The sequence below is a fragment of the Leptolyngbya sp. CALU 1928 genome, assembly GCF_056784215.1.
Genome location: NZ_JBXBCE010000001.1, coordinates 1,302,031 through 1,317,315, shown reverse-complemented (window position 1 = coordinate 1,317,315; position 15,285 = coordinate 1,302,031). Strand labels below are relative to the sequence as shown.

The window sequence follows — 15,285 nt, the reverse complement described above, 5'->3', positions numbered from 1 at the left end:
ATAGATAGCTAGCGCACTTGGAATGCCTCGCTAAATCGGCGGGTCACAGGCTCTACTAAAAACGTTAGGATTGATTTTTCGCGCGTGACAATTTCTCCAGTTGCTGACATCCCTGGGGTTAGTTCCACTTTCTTGCCGTTAACGTCGATCGCCTGTTTTTTTAACTGAATACGAGTCGGAAAAACAGGTCCCTGAGATTGCCCATTTTGATCCTTTTCCACGATCGCATTGGGGCTAACCTTGACTACAGTGCCTTCAACAATGCCAAATTCTTGGAAAGGAAATGTCGCCATTTTCACTTTTGCTTTTTGCCCCGCTTGAATAAAGCCAATGTCACGATTCAAGACTTTGACTTCTAAAACAACTTCTTCTCCTTTCGGCAAAATTGAGAGCAGTTCTTCCCCTTGTTGCACCGGTCCTCTGGTTGCTTTGACCGAATAAACCGTGCCGTCAACCGGTGCAGTAATTTTCGACAATTCACGCTGCTTTCTAGATTGTTCTAGCTGCCCTTTCGTCGAGGCAATTTCTTCTTTTCGTTTGGTCAACGTGGTTAGAATTTCGCTTTGGCGCTGAGAGGCAAGCCCATCTGCTTTACTTTTTGCTGCTTGATAGCCTTGCTCTGACTGGCGAATGCGGTCTAGCTGTCCTGCAAGTTCTTTTTGGGTTGAAACAACTTTATCTTGGGCTGAAACAACCTTATCTTCGGCATTGGTAACGTTGTCTTTCGCCCGAATGTATTCCAGCCGAGGAACTGCTTTGTCTGTCAGCAAGGTTCGTAATCCTCTTTCTTGCTCTTTCGCATTTTCTAAATTCTTCCCGGCGTTTCGCAGATTTTCTTGAGCATTGACCAAATTTTCTTCCAGCCTAGAAAGGCGTGTTCTAGCTTCCCCGATCGCAGCAGTTTGTTGATTTGCTTCCGCTTCCGCGCCGGCTTTTTGTTCATCAAATGCTTTGAGGCGAGCGTTCAAAAATTCATCTTGAATGGCAGTTCCAGCACGCCCATTCCCTGATCGCTCTGCTTCCAAGCGATTGAGATCCTCTTGAATCAGCTTAGAAGATTTTTCGAGACGGGCAATATCCGCGTCGATAACCTTCGTTTTTTCCGGCTCAACGTCTAGCAAAACATCGCCTTTTTTAACATTCTTGCCTTCTTTGACATACACCTGCTGAATCGTGCCACCCCCCAGCGATCGCACTGGTCGCACTTGGGCAGAAGGAATTAATTCACCTTGTGCCACAGCCACTTCATCAACTCTGCTAAAGTACGCCCAAGCGATCGTTCCAAAAACCATCACGCTAATAGTGCCTGCTAGCAAGCGAGTGTAGAGCGGCGGTAATTCCTGAACCGCTTTGCCCAACTCGTAAGTTAAAGACTCATCTGGGTTTGCTAGTTGTTGCCGAACTTGCCGAGATTGAGCAGGGTTAGATGATGCAGGGTTAGATGATGCAGGGTTAGATGATGCAGGGTTAATAGATACTTTCATGGGAGAATATAAGGGCAATATATTAGAGATGTATCTCTACTAGGGTAGCCAATCTTTCTTTAGACATACCCAAATTGTGCTGAATTGGGCATTAATTATTACAGAGGCTTAATGCTTCGTTGAATAAATTTTTCCCACGCTGATTAGGGAGGATCATTTATGGCAGGCAAACATTGCTCAGTCGAAATATAAGTCAGAGTTCGCCTGCTATGAGAAGCTACTGGATTCATGCAGGTAGTCCATATACTTATTGGTTTCTTATTAACTGGTAATTACAGTGCTTCAGAGTCTCAAACCAATTATTGAAACAATTCAGCCATTTTTGGTTCCATTTTGCTTTGTGGTGGCTTGGTTGATTGTTTTGCTAATGGGTTGGAATCTATGGATTGCAGTGAGAGATGCAGCGATGCTGACGCAAAGAATGCACCAAATTCCTTGCTCAAACTGTCGGTTTTTTACAAAAAATTATCAGCTTAAATGTACAGTACATCCGTCTAAAGCGTTAACAGAAGAGGCAATTAATTGCCCAGATTTTGCTCCCCACTCACCGTTCTAGTAAACTCAACAACTGAAAAGAACCTCAGTACGGGACCAAAACGCTTGAAGAGATGAGCAGGGTAGGGTTTCATCAGAATTACCACACTCATGAGAAACCCTGTGGTTCAATATAGCGAATTAAAGCAAGTCCTCCAAGCCCAATTGAACTGGCATGGAGCGAGGATTTCATTTCTGGCATTGTTCTTGTTAGCCTTGCTCAAAGTTAAAACCGTGAACTTGAGCGACCTGTGTTTAGGCTTTGGTGGCAGGGCGTTACCCCAATCGAACTATAAAGTGGTTGCAGCGTTTTTTCGAGGGTTTGACCTCGATTACACCCCACTTGCCAACCTGGTGGTGAGTGGAATTCAGATTCCCTCTGGCTGGGTGTTGAGGTTAGACCGGACAACCTGGAAATTCGGCAACCACTAGTACAACATTTTGACGTTGGGCATCGTGCATGAAGGGGTTGCCTTTCCGATATTGTGGTGACTGCTTGACGATTCAAATTTTCTTACAGGTTAAGGATGACTAGATTTTTGAACAATCGGAATCTCAAGCCGAAATGTGGTTCCTTGACCCGGAGTAGACTCGCAGATTATTTGCCCACGATGTAGCTCTACAAGGATTTGATAGCTGATAGACAGCCCTAAACCCGTTCCCTCCCCAACGGGTTTTGTGGTGAAAAAAGGATCGAAAATTCGCTTTCTGACCTCCTCTGCCATTCCGGTTCCATTGTCAGATATTTGAATCACAATATGGTTTGAGTCGAGAACCTCAGTTCGGATACAAATACTTGGAGTGGGTAGTGGAAGGGAGTTGCTTGTTTTTTGTTTTTGGCTATGGACCAAGGACAAGGGCGAATTAACGGACGACTGCTCCTTGCTTCGGTTTAGGCAAAGCGTCTCTAGAGAGTCGATCGCGTTACTGAGAATATTCATGAATACTTGATTCAACTGCCCAGGGTAGCACTCGACCAGCGGCAGATCGCCATAATCCTTGACCATCATAATGGTTGGGTGATTCGGTTGCGGCTTCAGGCGGTGCTGCAAGATCAGCAGGGTATTATCAATGCCCTCATGGATATCAACAGCCTTCATTTCGGCTTCATCCAGTCGGCAAAAATTTCGCAGAGACAGGACAATTTGGCGAATTCGATCGCTCCCCAGTCGCATCGAGTTCATCAGATTTGGCAGGTCGGATTTGAGAAAATCTAGTTCTGCATCCGCGATCGCTGCTTGTAGTTCGAGCGGAACGTGAGAAAATTGCTGCTGAATTTGTTCAGCCAGATTGAGCAATGTGGAAACATAGTCTTCCAGATATTTCAGGTTGCCGTGAACGAAGTTGATGGGATTATTAATTTCGTGAGCCACTCCGGCGACTAGCTGCCCCAATCCCGACATTCTTTCGCTGTGAATCAGTTGCAGTTGGGTCTGCTGGAGTTCTTTCAGGGTTTGCTGAAGGCGTAAGGCTTGTTCCCGAAAGCGCAACTCGGATTGTCGCAGTTCATCTTCTGATTGCTTACGGTTAGTGATATCCGTGTGAGAACCTGCCATGCGATAAGGCTTGCCTGTGACATCTCGGAGCAGCGTGCCGCGACAAAGTATCCAGCAGTAATCTCCCCGCCGATGCTGGATGCGATACTCTAGTTCACAAGCCGTAATTTGCCCGTCAAAATATTGCTGAAATGTCGTGAGTACGCGATCGCGATCGTCTGGATGTAAACGATTTTTCCACTCATCAAACTGATTGGAAATTTCCGACTCGGCATACCCTAGCATTGCTTTCCAACGAACCGAAAAAAAAACTTCGTTGGTTTCCAGGTTCCAGTCCCACAAACCATCGTTTGAGCCTTTGACTGCGAGTTCAAAGCTGGAAGCAACTTTACCAAAGTCTTTGTAGGGTGTGACTTGCAGCACTTGAAAGCACTCGTGGACGGGTTGATAGTTGAGCGGAATAGTCCAGCCTTTGGAGTTGGCGGCTTCAGCAGCAGGGCTGTCGGCGGACAACTTGAGCAGGGCGATCGCCACTCGCTCTGCTAGGTTTGCGGGGGTGTGCCGAGCGACGGCAAACGGCCATTCTGGATAGAGTCGAGTGCTGAGAGCAAACGGGAAAATCTGACGGTATTGGGTTTGCTGGTTGATGATTCTGAAGGTATTTAGGTCAATTTTTCCCTCCAAAGACAAGCGCTCTAACACATCGGTTGAAACTGTTCCCGCCTCCACGTCTCCTTGCTGCACCGATCGCACCACAGCATCGTGGCTATTGCCAAACCTGAGGCTGCGGAAATCTCGGTAAGGATTGATCCCCGCTTCCACAATTTCGCGCCATGCTATCCGCCACCCCCCAAAGGAGTTCTCAGCCACAGCCATAATGTGTTTGTCCCGCAGGTCTGTCAAGTCCTGAATCTCTGCGTGGTCAGATCGACAAAAAATCACTCCCCCAAATAGAGTGTAAGCCTCACCCAATCGCAGGTGCTTTAGAGTGACAAGACAATTGGCTCCATGCAGGGCTTCATACTCTACATACATTCCAGGGCTAGTGAGAATGAATTCGACCCTATCTTGCTGGACTGCGGTCGCAAATTGCTCGAAGTTGAGGGGAACGATGACAAACTTGTAATCCGCAATTTCAGTAGTGAGATAGGCTGCGGTCGGTTCCCAGGTTTGCAAAGCATGTTGCTTGCCCCGATCTGCTAGAACGCCAATCGTGATGGACTGTGCCATGGTTTGCCGGGTTTCCTTTCAAGCTTACTTTTGCGCTCTGTATCGGTTGTTAGCCTAGATTATAGGCTAGCTTGAAATCTGGTTTACAGTACTCGATTTATCTTATAGAACTCATCACGATCGCCTCACCAAGGCACCTAGCAATCTCGACAAGAACTCCAGTGCGGTGCGATCGCCCCCATTGCCTTCCCAGATATTGAACTCTCAGAGGAAGATTTTTGGGCTTAACCTTAGCCTCACGCTTCATAAAGCTCCAGCGGTAAATCATCTGGATCTTTGAAAAACGTAAAACGCTTTCCGGTTAGCTCGTCTAAGCGAATCGGTTCCACTGGAATCCCTTTTGCCAGCAAATCAGCTATCGACTCATCTAAATTTGCCACCGCAAAAGAAAGATGGCGCAACCCGCAGGCTTCGGGGCTATTGATGCGATCAGGTGGGTCAGGAAAGGAAAAAAGTTCGATTTGGGCATTGCCAGCCTGCAAATCTAGCTTGTAAGAATCTCGTACAGTCCGATAGGTTTCTTGGACGATCGCAAAACCGAGTAGCTCCACGTAAAAATGCTTGGAGCGATCGTAGTTTGAGCAAATGATCGCAATATGATGAATGCCAAGGAGATGCATGGCTAAACTACTGGAAGAATCATGCCTTCCTGTGCCAGCACGCTATTGGGAAAAACAGCTTGTACTTGAGAGGCAACCTGGTCTAAAAAGTCATCGGAGTGGCTGGGGTCATGATGGAAGATAACTAACTTTTTCACGCCTGCCGCTTTTGCCATCTTCACCCCTTCTTGCCAAGTGGAGTGACCCCAGCCAATTTTAGGGGTTTTGGGATCGTGATATTCTTCATCGGTATAGCAGGCATCATAGATCAGCACGTCGGCATTGCGAGCGAGATGCAGCAAGTTTTCGTCTAGGCGATCGGCGTAGTGTTCCGTATCCGTGGCGTAGACAGCCGTGCGCCCTTGCCAGGTCAGGCGATAGCCCATAGCGCTATTGGGGTGATTCAACGAACCCGTTTCGATGGTGATGTCGCCCAACTGCATAGTCTCGCCCGGAACAAGATCATAAAACTTTAGGTCAGATTGCATCACCTGCATGGGCACTGGAAAGTTGGGATGCAGCATTTGCTTGTGAAGCCGTTCTTCCATGCTGTCTCCATTGGGCGCGATCGCCCCATAGATATGAAAGCAGTTACCTTTTGCAAATGCGGGCACAAAAAACGGAAATCCTTGAATATGATCCCAATGAGAATGGGTGAAAAACATATACGCTTCGAGCGGCATCTCAGACATCAACGATTTGCCTAGCACTCGTATCCCTGTGCCACCATCAAAAATTAGGCGCTTTCCACCAATCCGCATCTCTACACAAGACGTGTTGCCGCCATAGCGGACGGTTTCACTTCCGGGGGCAGGAATGCTGCCCCGCACGCCCCAAAACTGCACCTCAAAATCGGTTACAGGGTGGGTTTCCTCAAGGCTGTTGGGGGTGTTCTCCAAGGTGGAAGCTGATTCAAGCTCTGACATTATCGATTACGGGTAAGGTTTCAAGAAGGTCTTTGTACCGATGCACTTGCCGCAAATGATTGTGCTCATCTACTAAAACGACAGTCGGGGAAAAAGTTTTTAACTCCTCAACCGTGAGTTGGGCATAGGTCATGATAATTAAGCGATCGCCCGGAACCCCGAGACGAGCAGCTGCACCATTTAACTGAATCTCACCAGAACCCGCAGGCGCTGAGATGGCATAAGTAATTAACCGTTCCCCATTGGAAACGTTGACGACTTGCACCTGCTCATAAGGTAGAATACCCGCTGCACTCAATAAAATCTCATCAACACTGATACTGCCGACATAGTTCAAGTTGGCAGCCGTTAAAACACACTGATGAATTTTCGATACCAAAAACGTGCGCTGCATATCTAATCTTCTTCTTTTTGAAGAAGTGAAAAAGCGGATGTATTCAACTGCCTTGACTTCATTAAACACTGGATATTTCCCATTTTGCCTATGAAATAGTGAAGACCGCAGCGATAGCCCCCTGTGCCAGCAACGAATCTTTACAAGGATGAGGCTTAGAACAACCAAGCCTCAACTCTTTGACTTAGGATCAGGATTTAGTTAATGGTATGCCTTAATACATTTCTCTACTAAAGGCAGCACTTGATCCACATCTTTCCAGCCTAAAATTTCAGTTACTTTTTTCTCTAGATTTTTGTAAGTTCTAAAGAATTCGGCAATTTCGTCTAGGCGGTGAGAAGCTACATCTGCAAGAGTTTTAACTTGGGCATAGCGCGGATCTTTGTCGGGAACACACAAGATTTTTTCATCGCGATCGCCCCCATCAATCATTTCCAACATGCCAATCGGGCGGGCAGCAATCACACAGCCGGGGAAGGTGGGTTGATCCATCATCACCATGCCATCTAGGGGATCACCGTCATCACCCAAGGTATTGGGAATGAAGCCATAATCTAGGGGATAGTGGACTGAGGCAAAAAGGACGCGATCGAGGGCAAACGCGTTGATATCCTTATCAAACTCATATTTATTCTTGCTACCCGCAGGAATCTCGATCAGGATATTTAGTAAACCGGGTTTGGGTTGGGCTGGAATACGCGAAAGATCCACAAACAGTCTCCATAAGTAACGTTTAGTATTATCCCATTCCCTACCGCTTCACTCCAATGGATGCCGTCAGCGGTAAAAATATCTCCACTAAGTCGGCTTGGCTGACAACCAAGGTTGGATAAGCCCGCTTACTATAATTATCGCCCGGTTTTAGGGGAAAGATCGGGTCTGGTTCTAAGGGTGTCCAGGTAGCACCAGCGGCTTGGACGATCGCCCAGACTGCGGCAATATCCCAAATTTTCGGTGTCGCTTCCACTCCAGCAAGAGTCCAGCCGGCTGCGATGGTCAAAAAATTGTAGGTTGACACCCCCAACATCCGAATTTTGCAGGGGACGGGATTTTGCAGGATGGCGATGCTACGGGCACAGAGGGTGAAGAAGTGATTGGGGCTGGGTGCGTCGGGGCTAGTGTGAATCGGGCGATCGTTTATAAAAGCGCCCGTGGGAATTTCCAATCCAGAATTTCCCTGCCAGTACCCGTGAAACGATTGTCGCAAAGATGGAAAGTGAACATAGCCAAAAACTGGGGTTCCCTGATAAAGCAATCCCAGGGAAACCCCCCACAGCGGTAAGCCTCTGGCAAAATTGGTAGTGCCATCCAACGGATCGATAATCCAGCACCACTCGGTTTCGGGAAAAATATGTTTGGCTTCTTCACTGACTACGCCATGAGTAGGAAAAGTCTGGGCGATCGCGTTCCTCAGTTCCTCATCCGCCCACTGATCCGCTTGCGTCACTAAACTGCCATCGGCTTTTTCTTGCGCCTGCACCTGACCGAAATCGTGCAGCAAGCGATCGCCCACCCGATGGGTTGTCGTTTGAGCAAAATCGAGAATGTGAGTCCAATAATCGGTTGAATCGTCGCTCATATCTGGCTCAAGTCTTTTCCTGCCGATTTAATGTGTTCTCTGACCCATTTTCGCCACGATTTCACCAAAGCCGTATCGTCCTGGGTTTGTGCTTGCTGCAAAAATTGATTCAAGATAGCCGCAGAAACAAAGGAAAACGTTGGGCTAAAGTCGCAGGAAACATAGTCGCCTGATTGAAGCTGCAAGATGTTGACTTGTTGTCCCACATATCGCCACACTTCGGGCACACCAAGCTGTTGATAAATGCCCAATTTGCGGGTGGATGGGCTGGTGATATCTACTTCCAACACCAAATCTGGAGCCGGATCATGGGATAAATCAACAGTTCGACCTTGAATTAGATCGACGTTTTGAATGTAGTAACAAGAGTCGGGTTCTGCACCTTGTTGCAAGTCTGCTCGATTTAACGTGGTGGAACGAAACCCTTTAATTGGCAAGTCTAGCTCTTCGGTGAGAGTTTCAATCATGCGTTCCAGCAGTTTGGTATTGGTTTCGTGGCGATCGCTCGGCATTGTAATCTCTAGCACCCCATCTCCATAGGCTAATCGGGATGCTCGACGATCTCCCAATTCATTCAGCAGTGCTTGATAAGTTTGCCAACTGACTCCTTGCAAGACAACCCGATGGGATGAGTCTTGCAAGACCTCTGGAGCTTTAAGAGTCGCGGGTTCAGTCATCTTATTTTTCAATAAAATCTCCTACCTTCCATTATGCAGGGCTAGTTCATCAGTGGTAGAAAAATGATAATGGGTGATGCTCTTTCACCCCTAGCTAGCCATGAGCCTGATTGATGCTCTCAAACAAGTACGAGACTATCGAACCCAACCCCAGTATCCATTGTGGGTGATTTTGTTGCTGGTACTGATGGCAACGATGAGCGGGTGTGTGGGGTATCGAGCGATCGCGTGCTTTGTGGAGCGCCATCAAACCCAATTGTTAGGGGTACTCGAAGTGCCCTATGAGCGGTTACCCTGCTACTCGACGATTCGCCGCGCTTTGGTGCGAGTGGACTTTGAGGCGTTAACCGAGGTTTTCAATCAATGGGCACAGGAAACGGTTGAGCTGGAAGAGCAAGCCGCTTGTGCCGTTGACGGCAAGAGCATCCGAGTCAGTCTGAGAGATTACGACCAGGCGTATCAAGATTTTGTCAGTGTGGTGTCGGTGGTCAGCACTCGACTGGGACTGGTCGTTGGGGTGCAATCCATGCACAACAAAACGAGTAGTGAAATTGTAACGGTACAAACCTTGTTGGAGCACCTTCAGTTGCAAGGGGTGTGTTTTAGTTTTGATGCCCTGCACGCCAAAAAAAAAACAGTTCAGCAAATTATAGCCAGTCAGAACCACTACTTAATTGCCATCAAAGGGAATCAACCCAAATTATTAGCCCAAATCCAGCAGCAGTTTGAACACTCGTCTCCCCTCAGTTGTCACGTGGACTCAGAGCGGACGCGCAATCGCTCAACCCAACGCCGTGTGTGTGTATTGGAGCCAAGTGCCACCATTGACCCAAGTTGGGTCGCTCTTAAACGAGTGATTCGGGTCGAACGCACCGGACTAAGAGCAGGCATACCCGTTTCACAGACGGTGTTTTATATCAGTTCGCTGGCAACCGATGCCGCCGAGTTTGCCCGTCGTATCCGGCAGCATTGGCACATTGAGAATCGCCTCCACTGGTGTAAAGATGTGGTCTTTCAAGAAGATACGACTCCACTGTGTGAGGGTCACGCTTTGATTAATATGGCAATTGTGCGAACCTTTGCCCTTAATCTCTTCCGGCAGCATGGGTTTGACTCTTTGACTCAGGCGATTCGACAGGTTGCTCATGATATCCCTCGCCTATTTTCCTTCTGCCAATGAATCAGCCCTGCCCCTCCCAAGGCAGGGCTAGTTCATCAGTGGTAGAAAAATGATAATGGGTGATGCTCTTTCACCCCTAGCTAGCCATGAGCCTGATTGATGCTCTCAAACAAGTACGAGACTATCGAACCCAACCCCAGTATCCATTGTGGGTGATTTTGTTGCTGGTACTGATGGCAACGATGAGCGGGTGTGTGGGGTATCGAGCGATCGCGTGCTTTGTGGAGCGCCATCAAACCCAATTGTTAGGGGTACTCGAAGTGCCCTATGAGCGGTTACCCTGCTACTCGACGATTCGCCGCGCTTTGGTGCGAGTGGACTTTGAGGCGTTAACCGAGGTTTTCAATCAATGGGCACAGGAAACGGTTGAGCTGGAAGAGCAAGCCGCTTGTGCCGTTGACGGCAAGAGCATCCGAGTCAGTCTGAGAGATTACGACCAGGCGTATCAAGATTTTGTCAGTGTGGTGTCGGTGGTCAGCACTCGACTGGGACTGGTCGTTGGGGTGCAATCCATGCACAACAAAACGAGTAGTGAAATTGTAACGGTACAAACCTTGTTGGAGCACCTTCAGTTGCAAGGGGTGTGTTTTAGTTTTGATGCCCTGCACGCCAAAAAAAAAACAGTTCAGCAAATTATAGCCAGTCAGAACCACTACTTAATTGCCATCAAAGGGAATCAACCCAAATTATTAGCCCAAATCCAGCAGCAGTTTGAACACTCGTCTCCCCTCAGTTGTCACGTGGACTCAGAGCGGACGCGCAATCGCTCAACCCAACGCCGTGTGTGTGTATTGGAGCCAAGTGCCACCATTGACCCAAGTTGGGTCGCTCTTAAACGAGTGATTCGGGTCGAACGCACCGGACTAAGAGCAGGCATACCCGTTTCACAGACGGTGTTTTATATCAGTTCGCTGGCAACCGATGCCGCCGAGTTTGCCCGTCGTATCCGGCAGCATTGGCACATTGAGAATCGCCTCCACTGGTGTAAAGATGTGGTCTTTCAAGAAGATACGACTCCACTGTGTGAGGGTCACGCTTTGATTAATATGGCAATTGTGCGAACCTTTGCCCTTAATCTCTTCCGGCAGCATGGGTTTGACTCTTTGACTCAGGCGATTCGACAGGTTGCTCATGATATCCCTCGCCTATTTTCCTTCTGCCAATGAATCAGCCCTGCTTCCATTATGGGGGGAAGTAGGTGTGATCAGATTTAATCCAACTCGCCGTGCATGACGGTGGCGATCGCCTGTTTTGCATTTGCCTGAAACTCCGCCACATTCACGCGACTGAGCAAATAGACCGCCAAGATCATGCCGCAGGCTTGGACTGCAAATACCAAAGCATAGGCAAACATGGGCACGTTAAACAGTCTGTTGCCCAAATCCAGCACCGTGCCGCCTGCCACTGTTGCCAAAGCCCGCGCCATTGCCTGAGACAACCCCCACGCGCCAATAAAGGTGCCAGCGGTTTCTGCCGCCGTCAGATCCAGCATTAGGCTAAGCGCGCCCGTCGTGACTACGCCAGAACACAAGCCAAACAGAAATACGCCTGTTTTCAGCACGGTTTCGTTTGCGGTAAACCCTGCCAAGATCAGCAAAATAAAGCAACCTGCGACTAAGAGGCAGCCGAGCTTAGCGGTATTCTTTTTGCCAAGTCGGGGCGCAATCAAAAACCCTGTAGTGCTGATACCGATTAGGGTGCCTGTTCCCCAAAAGGCATTGAGCAGCGTGGTTTTAGAGAACTCCATATTGAACACCTTCGCGCCGTAGGGTTCCAAAATGGCATCCTGCATGAACAGGCTAATGGTCATGACCAGCAGAAAGGTAAAGAAAATTCCGGTTTGGCGACTAGCGGTCAATACGCGCAAGGCTCGACCAAAGGTGATTTTGTCTTCGCGATCGCTGACGGTAGACCGCAACCGATAGAGCGAATATTTCTTTTCCATGCCTGCGGTTGCGACCACTGCCAACCCCACGACGATCGCGGGCACAATCACAAACACCCGATTAATTGACGATTGCATCACTGCGATGGCCGTATCGTTGGTCACCGATTTCAGCAGCACACTAATCAAAATCGCTCCAATCACAATCCCGACCATCAGCATCGACCACACCACCCCCACCAGTTTGGAGCGGTTGCCCTCATCCGACACATCCACCAGCAACGCCGCAAACGGAGTCGATCCAGCGCTGAGTGCCAAGCCATAGAAAGCAAAAGTCAAGCCCAAAATTCCTGTCCAGCCATAGAATGCGCCAGAGCCAGGAACCGCACCGCCCAGTTGCCACATCACCTGCACTGCCAGAAATGAAACCACCGCAAAGATCGCTGTGCCAATCCAAACGTAACCCGTGCGATGGTGCCCCAATATTGGTTTACTGTCCGATCGCTGCCCAAACCAAACCCGCGCCGGAGCCACAAACTGGTGCATGGCGATCGCCCCCGCTGCGATCGTGGCAGGAATCGCCAAGTTACCAATCATCACCCGATTCATCACGCCCAACGCCAACACCGACATCATGCCCAGCCCCATTTGGTAAAGTCCCAACCGAAACATCGTCAGCAGGGTGATGGTGGAAACAGGAGCCGACTCGTTAAACGACAGTGGTGAATCCGGCTGTGAACTAGATAGATTGCTGCTTGCCATACTTCTTCTAAACCAGGTTTGATATTGCCACCAGTTTCTAGATTAAAAGGAATTGGAAGGGTCGAACCAGGAAGCCACGGAATACACTAGAAGTGTAAAGAAAAAGTTACATATTGGAGGGCGATCGCCATGGAAACCACTCTGCAAACCGTTACTTTGGGCAAAGATGGATTGGTCGTACCCGCGATCGGCATTGGAACCTGGTCTTGGGGCGATAGCCTGTTTTGGAGCTATGGCAAAGACTACGGAGCCGAGCAAGTGCGCGAAGCGTTTCATGCGGCTGTGGCATCGGGGATTACCTTTTTCGACACGGCAGAGATTTATGGCTTGGGCGAATCGGAGCGGCTGATTGGGCAGTTCCTGAAGCAAACCGACCAACCCGTTCAAATTGCTACTAAATACTTTCCCCTCCCTTGGCGGCTCAACGCTCAGGCGATCGCAGACACCCTCACCGCTAGCCTACAACGGCTTCAAGTTGAGCGCGTGGCGTTGTACCAAGTGCATTGGCCCCTCGACTTTTTGATGAGTCAGCGCACCTTAATGAACGCCCTGGCGGATGAAGTGGACAAAGGCAGAATTGGGGCAATCGGGGTCAGCAACTATTCCGCTGAGCAAATGCGGCAGGCTCACAGCTTCTTGGCGGCACGAGGCATTCCCCTCGCCGTAAACCAAGTGCTCTATTCCCTGCTGAGCCGCCAGATTGAAACCAATGGCGTGATGGATGCAGCGCGGGAATTAGACATTGCCATTCTTGCCTACAGTCCCCTGGCGCAAGGCTTACTCACAGGCAAATATACCCCCGACTCAGCGCCAACGCTGCGAGGGGCACGGCGAATTGATCCCCGATTCAACCAGAGTGGATTGGAAAAAATCGCCCCTTTGGTCAATGCTTTACAGGCGATCGCTGATGCTCATCAACGCACCCCCGCCCAAGTTGCGCTGAATTGGCTAATTGCTCAAGGCAACGTCGTGCCAATCCCCGGTGCTAAGAATGCCGACCAAGCGGTGCAAAATGCCGGCGCGATCGGGTGGAGCGTAACCCCAGAAGAGGTAGAGCAATTGGATCGGTTGACTCGTACCTGATGGAAAAGTATGGAGTGCGGCGAGAGACTATCACCTTGGAACTCAAAACTCAGAACTACAGTTTTGATGCAGCGGGGTTTGTTGGGTGGCACAATCTGTCATAGACGAACCTCTGTTCCTCCTCTAAACTGAACTAAACCGTCTCTGCCCTGAATTACTAGCCAGTTGGGAGTTATGCATACAGTTTTAATCGTGGATGATAGCCTCACTGTGCGGCAAATGGTTTCAGAGCAACTCCGAAAAAGTGGCTTCGACGTAGTGGAGGCGATCGATGGCGAAGAGGCAATCACCAAAATTCAGGCAAATCTCCCGGATTTAGTTGTTACAGACATTGTGATGCCGCGCAAAAATGGCTACGAGCTATGCCGCTGGCTGAAAAGCGAGCCGAACACTAAGCACATTCCTGTAATCATGTGTACTAGTAAAAGTGAAGAGTTTGATGTGTATTGGGGTATGAAGCAAGGGGCAGATGCCTATGTTACGAAGCCGTATCATCCGCCAGATTTGATCGACGTGGTGAAGAAATTGCTGAAGTGAGTACTAATGGCTTTTGGGCGGGAATGCCTACAGCGCGAGGATAGAGAGCTTGAGTTGGGGCAACCTTACGAATATGTACACAGTGGCGATCGCCCTGAGTAATCGGTGTTTTTAACGCCTCGACTCGCTCTAACTCACCGCCCAGCAACAGCTTTACCACTGGGATAAGCTCTTTTTCTTCTTCCTCAAGCCACTGCCCTCGATACAACACCGCTAATCCACCCACTTTCACCAATGGCAAAGCGTACTCCACACAAATGGCTGCTGCGCCTACGGCTCGAACTACCACCAAATCATACTGTTCTCGATGAGCGAGATCGCGTCCAATCTGCTCCACTCGTTCTACTAAGGTCGTGGCATTCGTAATATCTAAACGCTCTAGCAACTGGTTGACAAAATCAAGCTTTTTGCGGGTAGAGTCCAGTAAGGTGACCTGCCAGTTGGGTTGGGCGATCGCGATCGGTAATCCGGGAAAACCTGCGCCTGTGCCAATGTCGATGACGCGGTAAGGTGTCGGGTGTCCGGTGTCGGGTGTCAGAAGTTCGCTAGGTGCCTGGAGATACGACTTAATCCCGCTCAGTGAATCCCACAGGTGCTTTTCCCAAAACTCTATAGGGTCGGTAATTCGAGTTAAATTAAGCTGCTGGTTGCCTTCCAGAATCCCTTCATAAAGCCGTTGAAATAAACTGTTTTGGGCAACACTAGGCTGCCAGCCTAAGGTTTCTTGCCATAGGTCAGGAAAATCGGGCAGAGTAGATGGCGAGGGGGGAGTAGACACAAATGTTAGAAGGGCTAGGGGTCAGGGGTCAGGGGTCAGGGGTCAGGGGTCAGGGGTCAGGGGTCAGGGGTCAGGGGTCAGGGGTCAGGGGTCTAGATATGAATCTGAAACCCGAACTCTGAAACCCGAAACCTGAAACCC

Annotated in this window: 14 protein-coding genes and 1 pseudogene; 5 read left to right on the top strand and 10 right to left on the bottom strand. The window is 49.2% G+C overall.

The window, feature by feature from the left end; translation table 11 throughout:
- Nucleotides 1-8: 8 nt before the first annotated feature.
- Nucleotides 9-1,484, bottom strand: coding sequence for an HlyD family type I secretion periplasmic adaptor subunit (locus tag AC1S5B_RS06110; protein ID WP_482034792.1), 1,476 nt, complete (start codon nucleotides 1,482-1,484; stop codon nucleotides 9-11).
- A gap of 657 nt (nucleotides 1,485-2,141) precedes the next feature.
- Here AC1S5B_RS06110 and AC1S5B_RS06105 point away from each other — a divergent pair.
- Nucleotides 2,142-2,447: pseudogene (locus AC1S5B_RS06105) on the top strand (IS4 family transposase); the annotation flags it as partial.
- A 92-nt stretch (nucleotides 2,448-2,539) separates the two neighbouring features.
- On the opposite strand, the gene AC1S5B_RS06100 reads toward AC1S5B_RS06105, so the two are convergent.
- From AC1S5B_RS06100 to AC1S5B_RS06070, 7 genes are all read right to left on the bottom strand, one after another.
- On the bottom strand, nucleotides 2,540-4,744 hold the full coding sequence (locus tag AC1S5B_RS06100) for a PhnD/SsuA/transferrin family substrate-binding protein (protein WP_482034791.1): 2,205 nt from the start codon (nucleotides 4,742-4,744) through the stop codon (nucleotides 2,540-2,542).
- Nucleotides 4,745-4,980: 236 nt separating this feature from the next.
- Nucleotides 4,981-5,364, bottom strand: a complete 384-nt coding sequence (gene gloA2, locus AC1S5B_RS06095) for an SMU1112c/YaeR family gloxylase I-like metalloprotein (protein WP_482034790.1) — start codon at nucleotides 5,362-5,364, stop codon at nucleotides 4,981-4,983.
- A gap of 2 nt (nucleotides 5,365-5,366) precedes the next feature.
- Nucleotides 5,367-6,269 carry an MBL fold metallo-hydrolase gene (locus AC1S5B_RS06090; protein ID WP_482034789.1) on the bottom strand — a complete coding sequence of 301 codons (903 nt, stop codon included), beginning with the start codon at nucleotides 6,267-6,269 and terminating at the stop codon, nucleotides 5,367-5,369.
- Nucleotides 6,256-6,663, bottom strand: a complete 408-nt coding sequence (gene panD, locus AC1S5B_RS06085) for an aspartate 1-decarboxylase (protein WP_482034788.1) — start codon at nucleotides 6,661-6,663, stop codon at nucleotides 6,256-6,258. The genes AC1S5B_RS06090 and panD overlap by 14 nt, the downstream gene beginning before the upstream one ends.
- 201 nt (nucleotides 6,664-6,864) lie before the next feature.
- On the bottom strand, nucleotides 6,865-7,374 hold the full coding sequence (locus AC1S5B_RS06080) for an inorganic diphosphatase (protein ID WP_482034787.1): 510 nt from the start codon (nucleotides 7,372-7,374) through the stop codon (nucleotides 6,865-6,867).
- Between the two features lie 40 nt (nucleotides 7,375-7,414).
- On the bottom strand, nucleotides 7,415-8,242 hold the full coding sequence (locus AC1S5B_RS06075; protein ID WP_482034786.1) for an inositol monophosphatase family protein: 828 nt from the start codon (nucleotides 8,240-8,242) through the stop codon (nucleotides 7,415-7,417).
- Complete coding sequence (locus tag AC1S5B_RS06070; RefSeq protein WP_482034785.1) at nucleotides 8,239-8,919, bottom strand: Uma2 family endonuclease; 681 nt, start codon at nucleotides 8,917-8,919, stop codon at nucleotides 8,239-8,241. The genes AC1S5B_RS06075 and AC1S5B_RS06070 overlap by 4 nt, the downstream gene beginning before the upstream one ends.
- A gap of 100 nt (nucleotides 8,920-9,019) precedes the next feature.
- Here AC1S5B_RS06070 and AC1S5B_RS06065 point away from each other — a divergent pair, with 100 nt between their 5' ends.
- Nucleotides 9,020-10,099 (top strand): ISAs1 family transposase, encoded by a 1,080-nt coding sequence (locus AC1S5B_RS06065; protein WP_482033858.1) that lies wholly within the window; start codon nucleotides 9,020-9,022, stop codon nucleotides 10,097-10,099.
- An 86-nt stretch (nucleotides 10,100-10,185) separates the two neighbouring features.
- Complete coding sequence (locus AC1S5B_RS06060; RefSeq protein WP_482033858.1) at nucleotides 10,186-11,265, top strand: ISAs1 family transposase; 1,080 nt, start codon at nucleotides 10,186-10,188, stop codon at nucleotides 11,263-11,265.
- 44 nt (nucleotides 11,266-11,309) lie between these two features.
- On the opposite strand, the gene AC1S5B_RS06055 is transcribed toward AC1S5B_RS06060, so the two are convergent.
- Nucleotides 11,310-12,746 (bottom strand): BCD family MFS transporter, encoded by a 1,437-nt coding sequence (locus AC1S5B_RS06055; protein WP_482034784.1) that lies wholly within the window; start codon nucleotides 12,744-12,746, stop codon nucleotides 11,310-11,312.
- 129 nt (nucleotides 12,747-12,875) lie between these two features.
- Between AC1S5B_RS06055 and AC1S5B_RS06050 the strand changes: the two genes are divergently transcribed.
- Nucleotides 12,876-13,829 carry an aldo/keto reductase gene (locus AC1S5B_RS06050; protein WP_482034783.1) on the top strand — a complete coding sequence of 318 codons (954 nt, stop codon included), beginning with the start codon at nucleotides 12,876-12,878 and terminating at the stop codon, nucleotides 13,827-13,829.
- A 174-nt stretch (nucleotides 13,830-14,003) separates the two neighbouring features.
- Nucleotides 14,004-14,366, top strand: a complete 363-nt coding sequence (locus AC1S5B_RS06045) for a response regulator (RefSeq protein ID WP_482034782.1) — start codon at nucleotides 14,004-14,006, stop codon at nucleotides 14,364-14,366.
- On the opposite strand, the gene rsmG is transcribed toward AC1S5B_RS06045, so the two are convergent.
- A complete protein-coding gene (gene rsmG / locus AC1S5B_RS06040) occupies nucleotides 14,308-15,144 on the bottom strand; it encodes a 16S rRNA (guanine(527)-N(7))-methyltransferase RsmG (protein WP_482034781.1) in 837 nt (278 codons plus the stop codon). The two genes, AC1S5B_RS06045 and rsmG, sit on opposite strands and share 59 nt — an antisense overlap.
- Between the last annotated feature and the right edge of the window lie 141 nt (nucleotides 15,145-15,285).